The 21,545-nt window shown below is 32.4% G+C and carries 17 protein-coding genes; 9 read left to right on the top strand and 8 right to left on the bottom strand.

What is annotated here, in order from left to right; translation table 11 throughout:
* The gene (aspS, locus tag IAI56_RS00085) at positions 1–1,746 is read right to left on the bottom strand and encodes an aspartate--tRNA ligase (RefSeq protein ID WP_187655910.1); all 1,746 of its coding nucleotides are present in this window, start codon (positions 1,744–1,746) and stop codon (positions 1–3) included.
* A gap of 174 nt (positions 1,747–1,920) precedes the next feature.
* Here aspS and IAI56_RS00080 point away from each other — a divergent pair, with 174 nt between their 5' ends.
* From IAI56_RS00080 to IAI56_RS00065, 4 genes are all read left to right on the top strand, one after another.
* Positions 1,921–2,916, top strand: coding sequence for a TlpA family protein disulfide reductase (locus IAI56_RS00080; RefSeq protein WP_187655909.1), 996 nt, complete (start codon positions 1,921–1,923; stop codon positions 2,914–2,916).
* A 161-nt stretch (positions 2,917–3,077) separates the two neighbouring features.
* The gene (locus IAI56_RS00075; protein ID WP_187655908.1) at positions 3,078–3,422 is read left to right on the top strand and encodes a toxin-antitoxin system YwqK family antitoxin; all 345 of its coding nucleotides are present in this window, start codon (positions 3,078–3,080) and stop codon (positions 3,420–3,422) included.
* An 81-nt stretch (positions 3,423–3,503) separates the two neighbouring features.
* Positions 3,504–5,474, top strand: a complete 1,971-nt coding sequence (locus IAI56_RS00070; RefSeq protein WP_342354534.1) for an O-antigen ligase family protein — start codon at positions 3,504–3,506, stop codon at positions 5,472–5,474.
* Positions 5,471–6,088, top strand: coding sequence for a T9SS type A sorting domain-containing protein (locus IAI56_RS00065; RefSeq protein ID WP_187655906.1), 618 nt, complete (start codon positions 5,471–5,473; stop codon positions 6,086–6,088). The genes IAI56_RS00070 and IAI56_RS00065 overlap by 4 nt, the downstream gene beginning before the upstream one ends.
* Positions 6,089–6,144: 56 nt before the next feature.
* On the opposite strand, the gene IAI56_RS00060 is transcribed toward IAI56_RS00065, so the two are convergent.
* The 6 genes from IAI56_RS00060 to IAI56_RS00035 form a co-directional block, all read right to left on the bottom strand.
* Complete coding sequence (locus IAI56_RS00060) at positions 6,145–9,615, bottom strand: efflux RND transporter permease subunit (protein ID WP_187655905.1); 3,471 nt, start codon at positions 9,613–9,615, stop codon at positions 6,145–6,147.
* A gap of 76 nt (positions 9,616–9,691) precedes the next feature.
* Positions 9,692–10,831: an efflux RND transporter periplasmic adaptor subunit gene (locus IAI56_RS00055; protein ID WP_187655904.1), complete on the bottom strand. Its 1,140-nt coding sequence runs from the start codon at positions 10,829–10,831 to the stop codon at positions 9,692–9,694.
* Between the two features lie 11 nt (positions 10,832–10,842).
* On the bottom strand, positions 10,843–12,183 hold the full coding sequence (locus IAI56_RS00050; protein ID WP_187655903.1) for a TolC family protein: 1,341 nt from the start codon (positions 12,181–12,183) through the stop codon (positions 10,843–10,845).
* Between the two features lie 6 nt (positions 12,184–12,189).
* On the bottom strand, positions 12,190–12,786 hold the full coding sequence (locus tag IAI56_RS00045) for a TetR/AcrR family transcriptional regulator (protein ID WP_187655902.1): 597 nt from the start codon (positions 12,784–12,786) through the stop codon (positions 12,190–12,192).
* Positions 12,787–12,883: 97 nt separating this feature from the next.
* Positions 12,884–14,149 carry an NAD(P)/FAD-dependent oxidoreductase gene (locus tag IAI56_RS00040; protein ID WP_187655901.1) on the bottom strand — a complete coding sequence of 422 codons (1,266 nt, stop codon included), beginning with the start codon at positions 14,147–14,149 and terminating at the stop codon, positions 12,884–12,886.
* 19 nt (positions 14,150–14,168) lie between these two features.
* The gene (locus IAI56_RS00035; RefSeq protein WP_187655900.1) at positions 14,169–14,762 is read right to left on the bottom strand and encodes a YceI family protein; all 594 of its coding nucleotides are present in this window, start codon (positions 14,760–14,762) and stop codon (positions 14,169–14,171) included.
* A 68-nt stretch (positions 14,763–14,830) separates the two neighbouring features.
* On the opposite strand from IAI56_RS00035, the gene IAI56_RS00030 reads away from it, so the two are divergent.
* The gene (locus IAI56_RS00030) at positions 14,831–15,805 is read left to right on the top strand and encodes a polyprenyl synthetase family protein (protein ID WP_187655899.1); all 975 of its coding nucleotides are present in this window, start codon (positions 14,831–14,833) and stop codon (positions 15,803–15,805) included.
* A gap of 108 nt (positions 15,806–15,913) precedes the next feature.
* A complete protein-coding gene (locus IAI56_RS00025) occupies positions 15,914–16,264 on the top strand; it encodes a hypothetical protein (protein ID WP_187655898.1) in 351 nt (116 codons plus the stop codon).
* Here IAI56_RS00025 and IAI56_RS00020 read toward each other — a convergent pair.
* The gene (locus IAI56_RS00020; protein WP_187655897.1) at positions 16,261–16,794 is read right to left on the bottom strand and encodes a hypothetical protein; all 534 of its coding nucleotides are present in this window, start codon (positions 16,792–16,794) and stop codon (positions 16,261–16,263) included. The genes IAI56_RS00025 and IAI56_RS00020 overlap by 4 nt on opposite strands.
* 121 nt (positions 16,795–16,915) lie before the next feature.
* Here IAI56_RS00020 and IAI56_RS00015 point away from each other — a divergent pair, with 121 nt between their 5' ends.
* The 3 genes from IAI56_RS00015 to IAI56_RS00005 all read left to right on the top strand — a co-directional run.
* Positions 16,916–19,687 (top strand): 2-oxoglutarate dehydrogenase E1 component, encoded by a 2,772-nt coding sequence (locus IAI56_RS00015; RefSeq protein ID WP_187655896.1) that lies wholly within the window; start codon positions 16,916–16,918, stop codon positions 19,685–19,687.
* 26 nt (positions 19,688–19,713) lie between these two features.
* Positions 19,714–20,934 (top strand): 2-oxoglutarate dehydrogenase complex dihydrolipoyllysine-residue succinyltransferase, encoded by a 1,221-nt coding sequence (gene odhB / locus IAI56_RS00010; RefSeq protein ID WP_187655895.1) that lies wholly within the window; start codon positions 19,714–19,716, stop codon positions 20,932–20,934.
* A gap of 141 nt (positions 20,935–21,075) precedes the next feature.
* A partial coding sequence (locus IAI56_RS00005) for a T9SS type A sorting domain-containing protein (RefSeq protein WP_187655894.1) occupies positions 21,076–21,545 on the top strand: 470 nt, incomplete at its 3' end.

Raw genomic sequence — 21,545 nt, 5'->3', positions numbered from 1 at the left:
TTATTTAAGTTTTATATTTAATTCATTTAATTGTGCTTCATCAATCACAGATGGCGCATCAATCATAACGTCTCTTCCTGAGTTGTTTTTTGGAAAGGCTATAAAATCACGAATCGTTTCTTGACCACCAAGAATTGCAACCAATCTATCCAATCCAAATGCTAAACCACCGTGTGGTGGTGCGCCAAATTGGAAAGCATCCATCAAGAATCCGAATTGATTTCTAGCTTCTTCTTCAGTAAATCCTAAATATTTGAACATTAATTGTTGTGTAGCCTTATCGTGAATTCTGATAGAACCACCGCCAATTTCGTTTCCGTTTAATACCATATCATAAGCATTAGCGCGAACTTTTCCAGGATTTGTCGCTAACAATTCCATGTCTTCTGGTTTTGGTGAAGTAAATGGATGGTGCATGGCGTGCCATCTTCCGCTTTCTTCGTCCAATTCTAATAATGGAAAATCTACAACCCAAAGTGGAGCAAATTCTGCTGGATTTCTCAATCCTAATCTTGTTGCTAATTCCATTCTTAATGCAGATAGTTGTGTTCTAGTTTTGTCTGCTGGACCAGAAAGTACAAAAATCATGTCACCAGCTTTCGCGCCAGTAATTTCAGCCCATTTTTTCAAATCTTCTTGATCGTAAAATTTATCTACAGATGATTTATAAGTTCCATCAGCTTCACATTTTACATAAACCATTCCAGATGCACCAACTTGTGGACGTTTTACCCAGTCAATTAAAGCATCGATTTCTTTTCTTGTGTAAGCTGCACAATTCGGAGCTGCAATTCCAACAACTAATTCTGCTGCATTAAAAACTGGAAAATCTTTATGCTTGGAAACTTCATTTAACTCTCCAAATTTCATATCAAAACGAATGTCTGGCTTGTCGTTTCCGTAAGTTTTCATAGCATAATCGTAGGTAATTCGAGGGAATTTCTCTACTTCTATACCTTTTATTTCTTTTAGTAAATGACGCGTTAATCCTTCAAAAACATTTAAAATATCTTCTTGTTCCACAAATGCCATTTCGCAATCGATTTGTGTAAACTCTGGTTGTCTGTCGGCACGTAAATCTTCGTCGCGGAAGCATTTTACAATTTGAAAATACTTATCCATTCCACCAACCATCAATAATTGTTTAAATGTTTGTGGCGATTGTGGCAAGGCATAAAATTGACCTTCGTTCATTCTACTTGGAACTACGAAATCTCTTGCGCCTTCTGGAGTTGATTTAATTAAATAAGGAGTTTCAACTTCGCAAAAATCTAAATCGGATAAATACTTGCGTACTTCCATAGCCACTTTATGACGGAAAAGCAATGAGTTTTTTACAGGATTTCTTCTGATATCTAAGTAACGGTATTTCATTCTAATATCTTCACCGCCGTCGGTTTCATCTTCAATAGTGAAAGGTGGCGTTAAAGCTGCGTTAAGAATTGTCATTTCTTTTACAAGAATTTCAATTTCACCCGTAGCCATGTTTTTATTTTTGGCTTCACGCTCAATAACAGTTCCTTTAACTTGAACTACAAATTCTCTTCCAAGAGTTTTAGCCAATTCAAAAACTGATTTTTCGGAACGACTTTCGTCAAATAACAATTGTGTAATTCCATATCGGTCGCGCAAATCAACCCAATTCATAAACCCTTTATCTCTTGATTTTTGAACCCAACCAGCAAGTGTAACTTCTTGATTAATATGTGAAGCGTTCAATTCACCACAATTATGACTTCTATACATTTTGGAATAAATTTTATTTTAGATAATTCTCCGCCAAGGCGAATCGAATGCAAAAGTAAAAAACTAAAATCAATTTAGACAGATAAACGTCACTTGAAATTTTTTGTTAATCTTTGTTTTTGTGATTTATAAAAAACTATATTTGATTTCGAAAAAATAAATTCATTATCAATCATGAAAAAATTGCTAACTTTAGTAACAACACTTCTTGTAACAGTTTCCCTTTTTGCACAAGAAGATATGATATTTCAAGCAAATGTCACCAATAAAAACGGTGATGTTTTGTTTATCAAAAATGGACGTACAATTGTTAAAGAAATAAAAGCGGATGAAAAAGGCGAATTCAAAGCTACATTTTCAATAAAAGAAGGTTTATACCAATTATTTGACGGAGCTGAATATGCTCAATTATTTTTAAAGCCAGGTTATGATTTAAAAATGACTTTGGATGGAGCAAAATTTGACGAAACCATCAAATTTTCTGGTAAAGGTTCCAATGAAAATAATTTTATTGCAGCGCAAACTTTAGCAGAACAAAAATTTGACTACAATGGCATGTTAGCACTTGACGAAGCTGCATTCAAAAAAGCATTTGACGAAAAATTAAATGGCGATATTGCTAGACTTGATAAGCAAACTGGTTTGGATGCTAATTTTGTAACAACCTATAAAGCTGGAATTTCTCAAGGTTTACAAGGCTTAAAACAATATTATACTCAAATTTCTGCCAATAAAAAACTAAACAACACTAAATCGCCAGGTTTTGATTTTGAAAATCATAAAGGTGGAAAAACTACATTAGAAAGTTTAAAAGGAAAATATGTTTACATTGATGTTTGGGCAACTTGGTGCGGACCATGTCGTGCTGAAATTCCTTTCTTAAAAGAAATTGAAGCAAAATATCATGGAAAAAACATTGAATTTGTTAGTATTTCTGCTGATGTACAAAAAGATTACGACAAATGGAAAAACTTTGTAACTGAAAAACAATTAGGCGGAATTCAATTATATGCTGATAAAAACTGGGAATCTGATTTTTTAAAAGCTTTTGGAATAAGTTCTATCCCAAGATTTATATTGATTGATCCTAACGGAATTGTTGTAGATGCAGATGCAGCAAGACCTTCAAGCCCAAAACTGAAAGAACAATTAGATAAATTACTTAAGTAATTCATTACTAATCGATTTATAAAACCTTGTCATTTGGCAAGGTTTTTTTGTTTCCCAATGTTAAGTTTTTCTCAATGTTACGAAATTGTTAAGCAAAAGTTTTTTTATTGTAAACAAATTAAATAAATTTGCTTATAAATTAATAACTAAAACCTACAATTATGAAAAAGATGCTGATTTTAAGCGCAGTCCTAGTTTCAGGATTGACAATTGCACAAGAGAAGAAACCCGTTTTAGAACAAGAAGGAAGTTTAGTAAAAGCTACATACTATCATGAAAATGGTCAAATTCAACAACAAGGTTTTTTCAAAAATGGAAAATTAGAAGGACAATGGGTTTCTTATGATGAAAATGGTGTGAAAAAATCATTTGGCGAATATGCTAATGGCGAAAAAACTGGTAAATGGGTTTTTTGGAACGATAAAACTTTAAGCGAAGTTGATTACTCTAAAAGTAGAATTTCTTCTATCAAATCATGGAAAGAAGCCGCTATTGTTAACAAATAATATAGATTAACTTTATTAAAAAGGAACTCAAAATCGAGTTCCTTTTTAATTTAACTAATTTTGGCAGTAAATATAACTTAGTTGAAAAATATTAATTTTTTATTTTTATTATTTTTTATCTCATTGCCATTAGTTTTCTTAAGCAATGTTTTAGATCCATTTTTACTTTCTAGACATCTATTTACAAACCTATTTTTATCTTTAGTATTAATTTTTCAATTAAAAAACCAATCGTCTTCATTAACAATTGATTTTGAATGGAACACTTTATTATTTCTAGGGTTACTAATATGCAGTATTTGTTCCATATTTAATGCTGTAGATTTTGGAAATAGCATTTATTTTTTCTCAAAAGTCACCACATTTTTTCTTTTTTTCTTCAATCTATATTTACTTTTAAGAAATAGTCTTCTTGAAACTAAACAATTAATTAAGTCTTTGATTTTTTTTGGAATTGTTTGCGTTATAATAACAATATTTGCTTTTATAAATAAATCTATAATCGGGCAAAACCTTTTTAGACAAGTTGATTTAATTTCTGGAACATTTGGCAATAAAAATTTACTTTCTTCAATACTGTATTGTTCTTTACCTTTTTATTTTATTGGTTTAAAATATTCTAAAAATTACAAAATCCTATGTGTTTCTGGGATATTACTCACACTGTTTTTTCTTGTAACATTAAGAAGTCGTTCCGTTTTAATAGCACTGATACTATTTTTGAGTTTGAACTTTATTAGATACATCCATAAAGTTTTTTTTAAGAAGAAATTTTTGGTATCAATTCTAGGTCTTTTTCTACTTGGTTCATCAATTTATTTTTCATCGTGTCTAGGCAATAAAAATATTTCATCAACGTTATTTTCTAATCAATATTTCAATAGAATATCTGATAATAAAACTTTTGATGCTAGAGTCTTATTTTGGAATAATTCTCTAAAAATGATTGAAGATAACTTTATTTTTGGAGTTGGAGGTGGAAATTGGGGAATTCATTTTCCAAAATATGGTCTTTCAAATTTTTCAAACCATGAAATAATTAATGGAAAAGTAATCGTTGATAATCCTCATAATGATTTCTTAAAGATATTTTGTGAAATCGGAATTTTTGGATTTCTCCTTTTTGCTGCAATCTTTATTATAAATCTTTATTATTCGTTTACACTTTATAAAAAAACAAATTCAAGTGTAGAAAAAAACAAATATTTCATAATTTTTAGTTTCATCATTGGATATCTTTTCATTTGCTTTTTTGATTTTCCTTCCAATAGAATCGAGCATCAATTACTACTGATATCAATATTTTCAATACTTAGTTATGATTATACAGTAAAGTCGAATCGTAATTCAAAAAAAGTACGTAAATGCCTGATTTTAATTGTAAGTATAATTGCCTTAATAACCTCAACAACTATTGTTCTTTTTAGACTAAACTCTGAAAAACATATTTTTTTACTACAACAAGCTAACTTGAGCCAAAACTGGAATGAAGTCATTAAAGAAAGTGAACTTGCTGAGAATTATTTTTATAAGATAGATACTAAAACAATACCTTTAAATTGGTATAAAGCAACTGCCTATTTTCATTTAAAAAAATACAAAGAAAGTCTTATTGAGTATAGAAAAGCTAATAATTTTAATCCAAACAATATTTCTATTTTAAACGATTTAGGCACAAACTATTTTGTTCTTTCGCAACTAGATAAATCCAAAGACTACTATTTAAAAGCATTAAAAATTTCTCCAAAATATGAAGAAGCAAGATTAAACCTGGTAGCAATTTATCTTCATGAGAAAAAATTTGATAAAGCCTTTTCAACAATTGACTTAATAAACACAGAAAGTAGTCATACCAATTACAAAAGATATTTAGCATCAATTTTAGAACAAAAAATAAACAAATTCCTCATATCAAAAAAAGACACTGAATTGAACACTTTTTTAAAAAACAGTATAAAGACTGAAAATGATTTAGTTACACTATACTTCCTTTCAAAGAAAAATAATTATACATTTGAAGAATATATCAACAAAATAAAACCAAAAAAATGAAAACCATTACTACTTTACTAATTGCTTTGTTTTTTACAAATATTAATAACGCACAATCTGTAATATCTGTCGTACCAAGTTCTGGAATAGCTGGACAAGAATTAACAGTTTCACTTTCTGGAGATAATGGGATTTTCTTTCTAGCAAGTACAACAGAAAACATTTCCTTTACAAACCAATTTTCAAATTTTCTACCTATCACTCAAATTGAATATTTAGACTCTGAAAATTTGTTAGTTACTATTAATATACCTTCAGATGCTAATCTAGGAGATTATAATGTTAATGTTTTTAATACTTCTTTAGGACTTTATTCGAGTATTCCCTTTGGATTTAGAGTTAATAATTCTTTAAACACATTGGATTATTTAAAACCGGTTGTTTTATCAGTATCTCCAAATCCTGCTAAACAATATCTTGATTTAATACTTAATGAAGATTTAGCCCAAAACGCCAAATGTGAAATTTTTGATACTAATGGCAAAGTTGTTTTTAATTACAAATTGAAATCAAAAACAACCAACATTAACATCGAAAAACTTGTAAAAGGTAATTATATTTTAAAAGTTACAAATGGAACCAAAAGAATTACAAAGAAAATAATTAAAAATTAATCAGATAAAAAAAGGAACTCAAATTTGAGTTCCTTTTTTTTAACCGATAATTAAAATTAAGCTTCAATCGCTTTTCGTTTTTCTCTTCTATCGCGAAGGAAATATTTGGTTCTTTTTACTAGGAAGAACATTACTGGAACCATTACTAAAGTTAGAATAGTTGCATAAGTCAATCCAAAAATAATAGTCCAAGCCAATGGTCCCCAAAATATTACGTTGTCACCACCAATATATAAGTGCGGATTTAAATCGGTTACTAAACCAAAGAAGTCAAAGTTTAGACCAATTGCTAGAGGAATTAATCCTAAAACAGCAGTTAAAGCGGTTAACAATACTGGACGTAAACGGTTTTTACCACTTTCAACAATGATGTCTTTGATTTCATCAATAGTTAAATCATCGTGACTTTTTACATTTTTCTCTCTCACTTTTTGGTCTAGAAGCAATACGAAGAAATCCATCAAAACGATACCATTTTTCACGACAATTCCGGCGAGTGAAATAATTCCCATCATCGTCATTAAGATTACGAAATCCATATTGGCAATGACATATCCATAGAAAACACCACTAAAGCTCAACAATACCGTAAACAAAATCACCACAGTTTTTGAAATCGAGTTGAACTGCAACACGATGATGATGGTAATTCCTGCCATTGCTAAGAATAAAGCATACAACAAGAAACTTTGGTTTTTCCCTTGTTCTTCTTGAACTCCTGAAAACGAATATGTAATTCCTTTTGGCAATTCGTATCCTTTTAATTCAGATGCAATTTGCTTGGTAATTTCATCAGCATTATAACCTGTAATCACGTTAGAATAAACGGTCATAATACGTTTGTAATTCTTTCTTTTGATTTGGTTATACGTTGTCGTTTTTTGCGTTTCAGAAACTGCCGAAATCGGCACTTGCATCATCTGACCATTGTTTTGATTTCTAAAAGTCAACGATTGATTGAACAAAATGTTTTCATTTTTTCGTTGGTCTTCTTGCATTCTCACAATGATGTTGTAATCGTCATCACCTTCTTTATAAGTCGAAATTTCTTGACCATAAACCGAACGACGAAGATTAAATCCTAATTGACCTGTAGAAACACCAACACTTCCTGCATTTACTCTATCTACAAGTACTTCCAATTCAGGACTTTGCTTATTTACATCAACGCTTAATCGTTCAATACCAGGAATGTTTTTAGCATTGATAAAACCAATCATTTTATCAGCTTCTTTAATCATTTGATCGTAATCCGTTCCAGTTAACTGAACACTGATTGGATAACCTGCTGGCGGACCATTTGCATCTTTTTCAACGGTAACAGTTGCTCCAGCAATTCCTTTTACTTTTCCGCGGATTTCTTCCAAAATATCAGAAGTATTTACACCTCTTCGAAGCTTAAATTCAGTAAAACTTACCGTTACTTTTCCTTTAAAAGGCGTTTCAGAAGCGGAACCAGCATCTACATTTGGATTTCCAGCACCAACGCCAACTTGCGAAACGATACTTTCTGCGATGTAGTTTTCCTCTTTATTTTTATCGTCTACATATTTTTCCAAAATAGCGATAACTTGCTTTTCTACAAATAAGGTTGCCTTATTCGTTTTTTCAATATCGGTTCCTTGTGGATATTCGATGTAAACAATGGCTTGATTTGGAATATTATCAGGGAAGAACAATACTTTTCTTGGGAAAACTCCAAGCAGAATAAAGGATAAGAACAACATTCCAATGATACCTACTAAAGCATACCAAGCATTTCTACCTGTTAATATTTTGGTTAAGAAGCGTTTGTATTTTTCTTCCATTTTTGGAAAAAAACCATGTTGGAAATCTTGTGTCCATTGGTATAATTTCCATTTATAAAGCCACATTAACCCCAATGAAATCAAGGCTAAGTGACCAATTCCTCTAGCTGCTTTCGAATCGTTTACGTTTCCAATGATGACAAAAATGATAGCAATTATTCCAAAAATGATAGAATACATTTTGGCTGATTTTTTAGTAACATTTCTATCTTCAATATCCATCGAACCACCAGTCATTGCAGCATTGATAATCATCGCCACAAATAAAGATGCTCCAAGAGTTACCGAAAGTGTTACTGGGAAATAAATCATGAATTTACCCATTGTTCCAGGCCAAAGTGCAAACGGTAGAAACGCCATCAAGGTTGTTGCGGTTGATGAAATTACTGGCCAAGCGATTTCGCCAATACCAATTTTTGAAGCTTGAACGCGCGACATTCCTTTTTGCATATTGGCAAATACATTGTCGACTACCACAATTCCGTCATCCACAAGCATTCCTAATCCCATTACTAATCCGAACAAAACCATAGTGTTCAACGTCATTCCGAATGCCGAAAGAATACTAAACGCCATCAACATCGAAAGTGGAATTGCCGCTCCAACGAATAATGAATTTCGCAATCCCATGGTGAACATCAACACAATCATTACTAGGATAATACCAAAAATAATGTGGTTGGACAATTCATCAACTTGGTGTTCAACTCGTGAAGATTGATCGTTTGTTAAGTCTAGTTTTAAATCTTTTGGCAAATAAGTTTCTTGAGCCAATTTGATTTTTTCCTTCACTTGCTCAATGGCAGAAATCATGTTTTGTCCCGAACGTTTTTTCACGTTGAGCATCACTACTTCTTTTCCTTTTTCGCGAGCATAGGTAGTTTTTTCTTTTTCTTTGAACGAAACTGTAGCAATATCTTTTAAATAAACTGTTCCTCCGAAAGATTTTACAATAACATTTTCTAGTTCTTTTGGATCTTTAATTTCTCCAACAATTCTGATGTTGTTTCTTGAACCTTGAGACGTTAAATTTCCTCCCGAAAGCGTCATGTTCTCATACTTCACAGCATTTTGAATGTCGTCAAAAGAAACTTGAGCTGCCGTCATTTTGAAAATATCAACCGCAATTTCTACCTCTTTATCATCAACACCTAAAATATCAACTTGTTTTACTTCGGGAATTTCCTCGATGTCGTCTTCTAGTTTTTCTCCGTACTTTTTAAGCTGTTGTGTCGTGTAATTTCCTTTTAAGTTGATATTCAAAATCGGCACTTCTTCCGAAATGTTTAAGTCGAAAACACTTGGCTCAACTTTACTTCCGTTGTCAAGATTAGGCCAATCGGTATCGGCTTTTACAACATCGACTTTGTCTTTGATTTTTACTTTCGCTTGTTCAACAGATACTTTATCCGAGAATTCAGCGATAATCATCCCATAATCTTGAAAAGCACTAGCAGTAATTTTTTCAATTCCACTAATGTTTTTAAACTCCTTTTCAAGTGGTTTGATAATTAATTTCTCAACATCCTCAGCTGAATTTCCAGGAAATACAGACGATATGTAAATTTTATTTTCGATGATTTCAGGGAAATCCTCACGTGGCATCGTTACATAGGCAATTAATCCTGTAACAACAATAAGAAAGGTGAAGATGTAAACAGTAACTCTGTTATCTACAGCCCAACTCGATATACCGAATTCTTTATTTTGGTGACTCATATATTTGTTTTTAGTTATCGGTTGCCGGTTATCGGTTGTCTGTATGTAACAGAGAACTGATAACTGACTACTGTTTTTAGAAATTCAATTTCATTCCTTCTGAAATGTTATTAACACCATCCGTTACGATTACATCATTAACCGATAATCCGCTTAAAATTTCAGTTACATTATCAGATGATTTTCCAGTTTTTACTAATACTTTTTTAGCTTTTCCTGTTTTACCATTACTTCCGTCAACTACAAAAACAAATTGATCATGATTAGCGTCTTCTTGGATTACTCCAGTTGGAACCACAATAGCATCTTTACTAACATAGTCAATGATTTTTAGTTTTGCTACTTGATTTGGACGTAACAAATTTTCTGGATTTGGAACACTTACTTCAATGCCAAAACTTCTATTGTTTGGATTGATAAAACTTCCCACTTGACGTACTTTTCCTTTGTAAGTTTTACCTAAAGAAGTTAGAAAAACATCTACTTGGTCACCAATTTTCAGTTTTCCTATATAGCTTTCAGGAATTGTAGTTGACACATACATATTTCCTAAATTCACAATTCGCATCAAACCTTGTGCGCTTGGAGCTACAACTTCGCCTTTTTCTACAAAAACCTCATCAATTGTTCCAGAAAATGGAGCACGAATTACGGTTTTAGACAATTGAGCTTTGATTTGTGAAACTGCTTTTTGAGCCGAAACCATTTGGGTTTGTGCTTGTAAATATTGAATTTCAGAACCAATTTTTTTGTCCCAAAGATTTTTTTGTCTTTCGTAAGTTGTTTTTGCCAATTGATATTGATTTTCGGCACTTGCTAATTGTTGGCTCATTCCTGCATCGTCAACACGCCCAAGGATTTGACCTTTTGAAACACGTTGTCCAGCTTTAACGGTTAACGAAGTTAATGTTCCGCTATATTCCGGTTGAATAACTATATTTTCTTTGGTATCAACATTTCCTTGCACTTCAAGATAGTGATTGAAAACGGTATCTTTTACAGTTGTAACGCCAACAAGAGCTTCATCTACTTTTACATCCAAAGTAGCTAATGCTTCTTCAATGGTAGCAATTTCAGCTTGCAAAGCAACTTTTTTTTCCTGAAGTGCTTTTACATTTTTTGAACTTATTAAACTATCGATTGATTGTTCTTTTTCACCTTTTCCACAAGCGAAAAGCATGAGTGATAAAACGGAAAGTAATATTATTTTTTTCATTATATTTTAGGTTAGTTTTTATTAATTATCTTTTCTAAAGTGGCTTTTTTATTGATGATGTTCACCATTGATTGTAAATAATTTTGTTGAGCCGAATACAATTGTCTTTGGGCTTCGCTAAAATCAAAACTGGACGATAAACCTTCAGTGAATTTTATTTGTTGCTTTTTTTCAATACGTTCAGCTAAATTCAAATTGCTTTTTGCTGTTGCATATTCTTCAATACTGAATTCAAAATCACTTTTGGCTTTTTCATATTGAAGTTGCAATTGTTGCTCGACTTCTGTCAACTGAATTTTAGCTTGGTCTAAAGCAATTTTGGCTTGTTGTGTTTTGGCTTTTCGACCAAAACTGCTAAAAATAGGTACATTTAAACTTACTCCTAAGTTGGAATAATTCAACCATTTTTGGTTTTGAGTAAAAAAAGCAAACTGGTCGTTGAAAGCATTATAACCAAAGTTCACATTAGCTGCTAACGATGGTAACGCTTTACTTTTTTGCAATTTTAATTCTAATGAACGTTGCTCCTCAAGATTTTTAATCATTTGAAAATCAATATTTTCTGCTACTGTAAATCCATTTGAATTTAAAGCAATATCCATATTTGACATAGACAAATTATCTAGTTTATCGGTCAATTTTAAATCGGCATCTAAGGAAATTCCTAAAGCATATTTCAACATTTTTGTGGCTACATCCAGCAAGCGTTTCGTGTTATTCAAGTTACTATTGATGGTTGCCAACGTAATTTGAAGTTGCTCAACATTTTCTTCTTCGATTAAACCATTTTTATAGGTTTCTTCAGTATCAAAAAGGGTTTTAGATAAAGTTGCTTTATTTTTTTCAAGAATGGCAATGCTTTCTTCTGCTAAAAGTACATTTCCATATGCATTGATGACCATTTCGCGAATTTCGGTACTGTTTTTTTGCTTAGCGTTTTCATAATACTTCAAATAGGTTTTTGAAGCTTGTAATGCTACGATGTATGAACCATCAAAAATAAGTTGGCTCAATCTTCCATTGGCAACCATGTTGTGTCTTGTTCCAAAAGCTACTTCGGTAAATTCACCTGGATTTCCACCAAAAAATTCCGCTGGAACTACTGATTTTTGTAGTTCAAAATTGTTTTGATAATCAACACTTGCATTAATTTGTGGTAAACCTGCAGCAGTTGTTTCCCATTTTTTCTGTTTAGCTGCATCGATGTCTTTTGAAGCTCGAATTGCCGAATAATTGTTTTGAATGGCATGTTCAATAGCTTGCTGTAAACTAAATGAATAGTTTTGCTTTTGTTCTTGAGCTTGTAAAATACCTACAAACAAAAGAAAAGTTAGTATTAATTTGTTTTTCATTGATGATTATATATTTGATTTAAATAATTGATTTTCGAGTTCTTTAATTCCTTTTTCGGTTGCGAGAGCTCTTGTATGATATTCAAGAGCTTTTAGTTCAAGTTCGTAGGCATCTTTTTCCATCATGGTGTTTTCATTTATAGAAAAAATAAGTGTGTAGTAAAATTTTACTGCTGCCTCAACATCGGTTTCTTTTCTGTACAAACCTTGTGTAATTCCTTTTTCAATATTTTGTCGAAACATTTGACTACAATCTTCTATTTCATTACACATCATTTTCTCATAAATCTCAGGATAATGTTTTTTTAGTTGATATGCTGGAGATTGATCAAAAGATTGAAACATTTTTTTGAACATTTCACGCATTTGAAAGTTTTCTTCAATGGCGTTAAAATTTTTTGCAACAATTTCATCCATCAAATCATGAATTTTTTGGTGAACAACTTCTGTTCCTTCTTCAATCAATTTTTCTTTGTTGCTGAAATATTTATAAATCGTTTTTTTAGAAATACACATTTCGTTGGCAATATCATCCATAGTAACGCTCTTGAAACCAAGTTTCAAAAACATATCCGTTGCCTTTTTAATAATTTTCTCTTTCATTTTCGCTTAATTTTCGCTTGCAAATGTATAATGGAAACTTTTAACACTAAAATAGTTTCCAAAGTATTAACGTAAATTTAACATCTAATTAATTTGATTAATTTTTTCTCTCTGGACGAATAATCATTCGCAGTGATGAATTCTTAGAAAAATAAGCTAATGCCCAATGATATAGTGTATTAACTTTATTTCGTGGCATCGATAAAGACATCAAGTGGACAAATAACCAAGCCATCCAAGCAAGAAATCCTTTGAAATGAACTTTTGGTTTTGGCAAATCAACAACAGCTTTATTTCGTCCAATAATTGCCATTGAACCTTTATCATAGTATTGAAATGGTTTTTGAGGTTTATTAGCTAAAGCTAAAATCAAGTTTTTGGCTAGATTTTTTCCTTGTTGCATTGCAGGTTGTGCTACTTGCGGATGACCATTCGGGAATTTTTTGTCAGTTTCCATAAAAGCGGTATCGCCAATAGCATAAATATTTTCTGTTCCGACAACTTTATTGAACTCGTCAACTAATAAACGATTACTTCTTCCAAACATTTCGTCTGACAATCCTTTAAAACGCATTGCCGTTACACCTGCAGCCCAAATTAAATTTCGAGTTCGTATCGTTGAACCATCTTTAAAACTAACGGTTTGACCATCATAATCAACCACTTGTTTGTTAAGTTGTACCTCAACGCCTAATTTTTTAATTTGCTTCAACGTTTCTTCCTGAGAATTTTTACTCATCGGTGCAAGCAAAGCCGGTCCGCCATCAACCAAATAGATTTTGGCGTTTTTTACATGCGAAAGTTCTGGATATTCTTTATGGATGATAGTTTTGCTCATTTCGGCAAACATTCCCGAAAGTTCCACGCCAGTTGGTCCACCGCCAGCAACAACAATCGTCATCAACTCTTCTTGTTGCTGAAGATTTTTTGAATTTGAAGCGACTTCTATTCTTTGCAACATACTATTTCTCATGTTCAACGCATCTTCCAATGTTTTCATTGGAATGGCGTTTTTCTTCACGTTTTCCATCCCAAAATAATTGGTTGTAGTTCCAGTAGCAATAACTAAATAGTCAAAATTTAACTCGCCGTTATTGAGAATAATTTTGTTTTCATTGGAAACAATTTCTTGTAATTCGCCCATCCAAAATCGAATTCTAGAACCCGAAAGCATTTTTCTAAACGGATAACTTATTGAAGATATTTCTAAAAAACCTGTTGCAACTTGATATAATAATGGAGGAAAAAAATTGTAGTTTACTTTATCTACTAGTGTAATTTCAAAATCGGAGTTATTTGAAATTGTTTTTGCAAAATTTAATCCGGCAAATCCACCACCGATAATGACTATTTGCTTTTTCATAGTTTTTTTTATTTAATTGTTAAGCTGTTGTATAAACAAAGTTGGCAACCAAATCTATAAACTGATTTGAGTTAGAACCTTTGTAATCTACTTCAGTATTCATGTTAAGGTCAAAATCATGACGATTAATTTTTCCTGAAAATTCAACCACTACTTTTGGCAATTCACTTTGCATTTCCATTGAAACAATTTTAACGTCAAGTTCAATGGTTTTGGTAATGTCATTTATTGTTAAATTTCCTTTCAAAAAGTTGATTTCTGGGTTTACTTTTTCAAAAGAAATCGATTTAAAACGAATATAATGCTGTTGATTAATTTCCAAAAAACTGTTGGTTTTTTGTGGTTCGCTTAAATGTTTTATCGTTCCTGTGTCTTTATCAGCATCAAATAAAAGGTCTAATGAAGCATCAATCATTTCGCTATTATTTATTGTCAAAGTGGCTTCTAATTTTTCGATAGAATTAGCCAAAAAAGTTAGCACGCTAAGTCGAGCTCTTAATAAAAGATCCGATTCGTCAGCATTTACACTTAAAAAAGTAGCAGTCATTGGAAGGTTGTTAAAATTTTGATACAAAAGTAAACTGGAAACTAATAACACTAAAAAAGTTTCCATAATATTAACAAAATTTTAACATTTTAAAATACGATAAGAAAGAAGTAAATTAGCCAAAAATATTTTTCATGCAGTCCATTTCAAATTATCAAGAAAAAATCTCATCCCATTTTGCGTTACTTGCTTTAAATAAAGAACCAAAAAATCTCTATGAGCCCATACAATATATATTATCGCTTGGCGGAAAAAGACTTCGCCCGGTTTTAACATTGATGGCAGCCGAAATTTTTGATGCAGATTATACAAAAGCATTATCGGCAGCAACTGCAGTTGAAGTTTTTCATAACTTTTCGTTGATACATGATGACATTATGGATGATGCGCCGTTGCGAAGAGGAAATGAAACCGTTCACGAAAAATGGGATATCAATACTGGAATACTTTCTGGCGATGCAATGTTGATTTTAGCCTATCAGTTTTTTGAAGATTATGAACCCAAAATTTTTCAGGAATTAGCCAAATTATTCAGCAAAACAGCTTTGGAAGTTTGCGAAGGACAACAATATGATGTGGATTTTGAAACGCGTGTTGATGTTACTATTCCCGAATATCTGAAAATGATTGAATTTAAAACGGCAGTTTTGGTTGGTGCTGCCATGAAAATGGGTGCAATCGTTGCTGAAACTTCCGAAGAAAATAAAAATTTAATTTATGATTTTGGTTTGAATTTAGGCATTGCTTTTCAATTGCAAGACGACTACTTAGATGCTTTTGGCAATCCAGAAACCTTTGGAAAACAAGTTGGTGGCGATATTATTGAGAATAAAAAAACCTATTTGTACCTAAAAGCGATTGAATTTGCACAACCAGAAGAAAAAGAACAATTGTTGCATTTGTTTTCTATTCAACCGAATGATAATACTGATAAAATTAATTCAGTAAAAAATATTTTCAACCAAACCGGCGCGAGCGAAGCCACGCAAAAAGCCATACAAGATTTTACTTTTTCTGCCTTTGAAACTTTAGAAAAAATGAATATTTCAAGTGATAAAAAAATGATTTTAAAAGCGTTTGGCGAAAAATTAATGAACCGAAATGTGTAAAGCAACTTCAAAAATCAATCTCAAAAATCAATTACAATACTTTAAATTGATATTATTTTGAAATTTGTAATTGAAGTTGAAATTTGTAATTGAAATTTGAATTTGAATATGTTTGTAGCACCAATAAATACTGATCTTTTACTTTCGGAAGCCGAAAAAGAAAATCTATACGATAAACTGATTGAACAAATCAATAAAGATTTCAATTTTGCCAATGAAGCGATTGATTTTCCAAAAAGTACTTCGCCCGAAGAATTGAAAATTCAACTTCACGAGAAAATTTATCGCTTAATTCAGTACAAATATGCTGAATTACTCAACTTACTTTATATTATTGATGTTCCCGAAGAAAACATGAAACAACTCGACGGTTCAGATACGGTTGAACTCGCTGAGCAAATTTCATTTTTAATTCTAAAACGAGAATGGATGAAGGTTTGGTTTAGGACTAAATATTAAAAGAAAACCCTAACAAACGGCATAAAAGCTTCGCCATATACATTTTTATCTTTGTCGAATAAAACATTGTAACGTGCGCCAATCGTAACGTTTTCCATTCGATAACCTGCGCCAAGAAATAGTGCTGTGTTCCAAAAATTTTCGGTTACATCAATATTTTCATACGTAAGATTAACTCGGAGTTGTTCTAATTCTACCGATAATTGTGCTTCGGGAATCGGATTGAAAAGTCCAATAATGCTTCCGCCATAGTTATTGCTTTTGAAAAAACCTTTTTGTCTCAAATAACTGTATTGAACTCCGGTTCCAAGTGAAAAATATTCATTAAAGTTATAAATAGCCGTTGGAGCAATGGTAATATCGGTATAACCGCTTCCAAAACCTAAACCTAATCCACCACCAAATTGAACATTTTTCCAAAAATTATTTTCGGGGTTTTGCTGACTTGCTTCTTGTGAAAATCCAGAGTTGAAAAACAATAAAACTGCAATTATCGATAGTGCTTTTGAAAAACTTTGAACATTATTCATTTTCATACTTTAATATATATTTAATTAGCGTTATAAATATACTAAAATCATTGAAAGATTATTACAAATAGTATACTTTTGCAAAACTATTTTTTAACAAACAGTGTATTAACTAGAAATTATGGATAGGTTTTCCTTTTTAAACGCAGCACACACTCAATTTTTTGCCGATTTATACGAACAATATACTCAAAATCCCGATAGCGTAGAACCAAGTTGGAGAGCTTTTTTCCAAGGGTTTGACTTCGGTATGGAAACTTTTTCCGAAGAGCAAGTATTGGCACAAATCTCAAAAACTGAAACTGATGGTCAAGATTGCAGCTTGGTTTCGGGCAAATTACAAAAAGAATTTAACGTTCTTCGATTAATCGATGGTTATAGAACTCGTGGACATTTGTTTACCAAAACCAATCCGGTTCGTGAAAGAAGAGCTTATTTTCCAAATTTAGATATTGAAAATTTCGGCTTAACTTCTGCCGATTTAGATACTGTTTTTGATGCTGCAAAAGTAATCGGAAAACAACCTACCACTTTACGTCAAATTCTAGTTCATCTTCAAAACATGTATTGCCAGCATATTGGTATCGAATACATGCATATGGAAAACCCAATTTTTGTAAACTGGGTTCAAGATAGAATTAATGCCAATGACAATCAACCTAATTTCAATGCAGAGCAAAAGAAACACATTTTAGGAAAACTAAACGAAGCCGTTTCTTTTGAAAATTTCCTTCATACGAAATATGTGGGACAAAAACGTTTCTCGCTTGAAGGTGGCGAAAGTTTAATTCCGGCTTTGGATGCTGTGATTGAAGCTGCTGCCGAAAAAGGTGTGGAACATTTTGTTATGGGAATGGCACATCGTGGTCGTTTAAATACGTTAGCAAATATTTTTGGAAAAGCTACTCAAGATATTTTCTCTGAATTTGACGGAAAAGATTACGACAAAGAATATTTTGACGGCGATGTTAAATACCATTTAGGTTTAACTTCTGAAAGAAAAACAAAATCGGGTAAAAAAATCAACATCAATTTAGCACCAAATCCATCGCATTTGGAAACTGTTGGAGCTGTAATTGAAGGAATTACTCGTGCAAAACAAGACAAATATTTCCCTGAAGATTTTTCAAAAGCACTTCCCATTGCCGTTCACGGTGATGCTGCCGTTGCTGGACAAGGAATTGTGTATGAAATTATCCAAATGGCGCAATTGGACGGATACAAAACAGGTGGTACAATTCATATTGTAATTAACAACCAAGTTGGGTTTACAACCAATTATCTTGATGCTCGTTCATCAACATATTGTACCGATATTGCTAAAGTGACTTTATCGCCAGTACTTCATGTAAATGCTGATGATACCGAAGCTGTAGTTCATGCTATGCTATTCGCTTTAGATTTCCGTATGCAGTTTGGACGCGATGTATTTATTGATTTATTAGGTTATAGAAAATATGGTCATAACGAAGGTGACGAACCTCGTTTCACACAACCCGTTTTATACAAAATCATTGCACGTCATAAAAATCCAAGAGATATTTATGCTGAAAAATTAATTACAGACGGAATTGTTGATGCTGCTTATATCACTAAAATTGAAAACGATTACAAAGCAAATCTTGATGAAAATCTACAAGCATCACGCAAGAAAGATAAAACCATCATCACTCCGTTTTTACAAGACGAATGGAAAGGATTTGTTCAAGTTTCTGATGACGAAATGTTGAAAAAAGTAGATACAAAATTCGACAGAAAAAAATTAGATGCAATCATCGAAACCGTTTCGACTTTACCATCGGATAAAAAATTCATCAGCAAAATTTCAAAAATTGTTTCCGATAGAAAAACAATGTACGATAATAATGCCTTGGATTGGGGAACAGCCGAAACATTAGCTTATGGTTCACTTTTAACTGAAGGTTACGACATTCGTGTTTCAGGACAAGACGTAGAGAGAGGAACTTTTTCGCATCGTCATGCCGTTGTAAAAGTAGAAGACAGCGAAGAAGAAGTAGTTTTACTAAATACTTTAAAAGATAAAAAAGGAAAGTTCAATGTATTCAACTCCTTCCTTTCAGAATATGGTGTTTTAGGATTTGATTATGGTTATGCCTTAGCCAATCCAAACACATTAACCATTTGGGAAGCACAATTTGGCGATTTCTCAAACGGTGCACAAATCATGATTGACCAATACATTTCGTGTGGTGAAGACAAATGGAACAACCAAAACGGAATTGTTCTTTTATTGCCTCACGGATACGAAGGTCAAGGTGCTGAACATTCATCAGCAAGAATGGAACGTTATTTACAACTTTGCGCACGTCATAATATGTATGTAGCCGATTGTACAACGCCAGCCAATTTCTTCCACTTGTTGAGAAGACAAATGAAAACCAAATTCCGTAAACCATTGGTAGTATTTTCTCCAAAAAGTTTATTACGTCATCCACTGTGTGTATCAACCGTTGATGAACTAGCAAATGGTCAATTCCAAGAAACAATAGATGATAATTCTGTTGACAAGAAAAAAGTCAAAACATTGGTTTTCGTTACCGGAAAATTCTATTATGATATTTTAGCAGAAAGAGAAAACTTAGGCAGAAATGATGTAGCTTTGGTTCGTATTGAGCAATTATTTCCATTGCCAACCGAGCAATTAAAAGAAATAATAGCTTCTTATCCAAACGCTGACGATTTTGTTTGGGCACAAGAAGAGCCAAAAAATATGGGAGCATACAGTTTCATGTTAATGAATTTCGATTTAGTAAAATGGAGATTAGCTTCGTTAAAAGCATATGCAGCACCAGCAGCAGGAAGTCACACTAGAGATAGAAGACGTCATGCTGATGCCATCAGAATGGTTTTTGATAAAAATTTATTTAGATAATAACACACTTATAAAATTATAAAAGAATGATTTTAGAAATGAAAGTGCCTTCACCAGGCGAATCGATAAAAGAAGTAGAAATCGCAACATGGTTAGTAAAAGATGGCGATTATGTAGAAAAAGATCAAGCCATTGCCGAAGTTGATTCTGACAAAGCTACACTTGAATTACCAGCTGAAGCAAGCGGAATTATTACGCTAAAAGCAGAAGAAGGTGATGCAGTTGCTGTTGGCGCTGTGGTTTGTCTAATCGACACATCGGCAGCAAAACCAAGCGGTGATGCACCAGAAGCAGCACCTGTTGCAGAAGCAAAAGTAGAAGAGAAAAAGGTTGAAGCACCAAAAGCTGCTCCAGTTGCAGAAAAAACATATGCTACTCAAGCGCCATCTCCAGCAGCGAGAAAAATATTAGACGAGAAAAATATCCAACCAACCGACATTGTTGGCACCGGAAAAGGTGGAAGAATAACTAAAGATGATGCCGTAAACGCTGTTCCATCAATGGGAACACCAACTGGCGGAAATCGTGGTTCTGAAAGAACAAAATTATCAATGTTGCGTCGTAAAGTAGCCGAAAGATTGGTTTCTGCTAAAAATGAAACCGCTATGTTAACTACTTTTAATGAAGTTGACATGACAGCAATTTATGCTTTACGCGAACAATATAAAGAAGAATTTAAAGCCAAACATGGTTTAGGCCTAGGTTTTATGTCTTTCTTTACTAAAGCCGTAACTCGTGCATTACAATTGTATCCAGATGTTAACTCAATGATTGACGGTCAAGAGAAAATTTCTTATGATTTCTGTGATATTTCAGTTGCTGTTTCTGGACCAAAAGGTTTGATGGTTCCTGTAATGAGAAATGCAGAAACATTATCATTCCGTGGTGTTGAAGCTGAAATTAAGCGTTTGGCTTTGCGCGCTCGCGATGGACAAATTACAGTTGATGAAATGACTGGCGGAACATTTACTATTTCTAATGGTGGTGTTTTTGGAAGTATGTTATCAACACCAATCATCAATCCGCCACAATCTGGAATTTTAGGAATGCACAATGTGGTTGATAGAGCTATCGTAAAAAATGGACAAATCGTTATTGCACCAGTAATGTATGTTGCACTTTCTTATGACCACAGAATTATTGACGGACGTGAGTCGGTTGGTTTCTTGGTTGCTGTGAAAGAAGCATTAGAAAATCCAGTAGAACATTTAATGAATGGAAATGCTAAAAAAGCATTGGAGCTATAATTTTTAAAATTAACCAAAATACAAATCCCAAATTCCAAAAGAGTTTGGGATTTTTGTTTAGTCAACAATTATATTCGTCGTTTAACGATAGTTTCAATGAGAATTAAATTAAAGTGTTAATTTTGAGGTTAAATCAAAGTTATGAAAACACTTTTACTCTTTTTAATTATTGGTACATCATCCTTTAGTTATTGTCAGTCAAATATTGTTGCAAGCGGTGGAATTGGCATTTCCAATAATGGAGCAACAATCTCTTATTCCGTTGGTCAAATTGATTATATTGAGATAAATGGAGTTGATGGTAGTTTAAATTTTGGAAATCAACAACCATTGGAAATTTTTGAACTTTCAATTGAAAATCCAGTTAGTAACATCAATTTACTATTGTACCCAAATCCTACTACACGTTTTGTTACTTTACAATTTGACGAAAAAAACTTTGAAAATTTTTATTTTTCACTATACGATATCACTGGAAAGCAAGTTGAAAAACAAAGTATAAATGCGAATATAACCACTATTTCTTTAGATAATCAAGCAGCATCAACTTACTTTCTTTCTGTTTATTCTGACAGCAATACACTTTTAAAATCCTATAAAATCATTAAAAA

Origin of the sequence: Flavobacterium macrobrachii (assembly GCF_014486675.1) — a bacterium.
Taxonomy (GTDB): Bacteria; Bacteroidota; Bacteroidia; order Flavobacteriales; family Flavobacteriaceae; genus Flavobacterium; species Flavobacterium macrobrachii.
This window is presented reverse-complemented; position numbering and strand designations above follow the sequence as displayed.